The organism is Nocardiopsis flavescens (assembly GCF_900141985.1).
GTDB classification, from domain to species: Bacteria; Actinomycetota; Actinomycetes; order Streptosporangiales; family Streptosporangiaceae; genus Nocardiopsis; species Nocardiopsis flavescens.
In genome coordinates this window covers 1-1,120 of sequence record NZ_FQZK01000069.1, presented here as the reverse complement: position 1 = coordinate 1,120, position 1,120 = coordinate 1, and the positions used below count along the sequence as shown (strand labels likewise).

Sequence of the window (1,120 nt, the reverse complement as noted above, 5' to 3'; positions counted from 1 at the left end):
AACGACACCGGCTCCCACAACACCAGGTCCGGACCCCACCACCGGCAAAAACCCACCAGCTCCGCCACCCACGGATCATTCACCACCTTCCACCAGAGCGGGAGGAGCTCATGCTGGTAGCCGTGGCGCAGCCGCTCCGCGGTGGTGTCCTCCGGGGCGTCGGACATGAGGTCGAAGCCGCGGGCCCCCGCGCCGCCCATCAGGCGCACGGCGCGGTTCACCTCGGCCATGCGGTGGTCCCGGCCCAGGGGGACGCCGGGCAGGCCGGTGGACGCCACGGTGGGCATCAGCTCGGGCTGGGAGGCCACCACCACCTCGTGCCCCGCCGCCCGCAGCGCCCACGCCAGCGGCACCATCCCCAGGAAATGCGTCTTCTCCGCATAGGAGACGAAAAGAACGCGCACGTGTGCTCCTCGGAGCCGGGGGCGGACGGGTCAGGGGGCGGCGGTGCGGTGCTTCTCGACCAGCGCCTCGATCTCGGCCACCAGCGCCACGGGGGTCGGCTCGGCCTCGACGAGCGCACGGGCCGCCGCGGCGCCCTCGCGCAGGCCCGCGTCGCCGAGCAGCGCCTCGGCCATGGCGACCAGGGCGTCGCCGTCGGAGGGCGCGGTCTCGTCCCCCCGCACCCCCGCGCCCAGGGCCACCAGGCGCTCGGCCAGCAGCGGGGCGTCCAGGTAGTACTTCTGCGGCAGGAAGCCCTGCGGGATGCCGGCGGCCACCGCCGTCATCACGGCGTCAGGGGCCCCGTGCCCGATCAGCGCCTCGCACTCGGGCAGCAGGACGTGCAGCGGCAGCTCACCGGGCTCCACCAGGCGCACGTTGCCGGGCAGCTCCGTGAGGCCGGAGACCGAGCGGGCGGGCAGGCGGACCAGGACCTCGGCGTCCACCCGTCCCATCGCGGCGACCACCTCGTCCACCGGGACGGCGAACCCGCCCATGCGCTCGGGGTGCGCGCCCAGGTCGACGCAGAGCCTCACGGGGCGCCCGTCGGGACCCCGGTGGACCCATTCGGGGACCACGGCGGCCCCGTTGTAGGGCACGTACCGCACCGGCACCCGCTCCACCCCCGCCACCGCACCCAGCCCCAACACCTCCGGCAGCGGATCCACCGTGAAATGCC

The 1,120-nt window shown here is 74.8% G+C and carries 1 protein-coding gene and 1 pseudogene; both read right to left on the bottom strand.

From position 1 onward, the window contains the following. Positions 1 to 404: pseudogene (locus tag BUE45_RS31050) on the bottom strand (activator-dependent family glycosyltransferase); the annotation flags it as partial. Positions 405 to 434: 30 nt separating this feature from the next. Continuing rightward, on the bottom strand, positions 435 to 1,120 hold a 686-nt coding region (locus BUE45_RS31045), incomplete at its 5' end, for a glycosyltransferase (protein WP_143173574.1).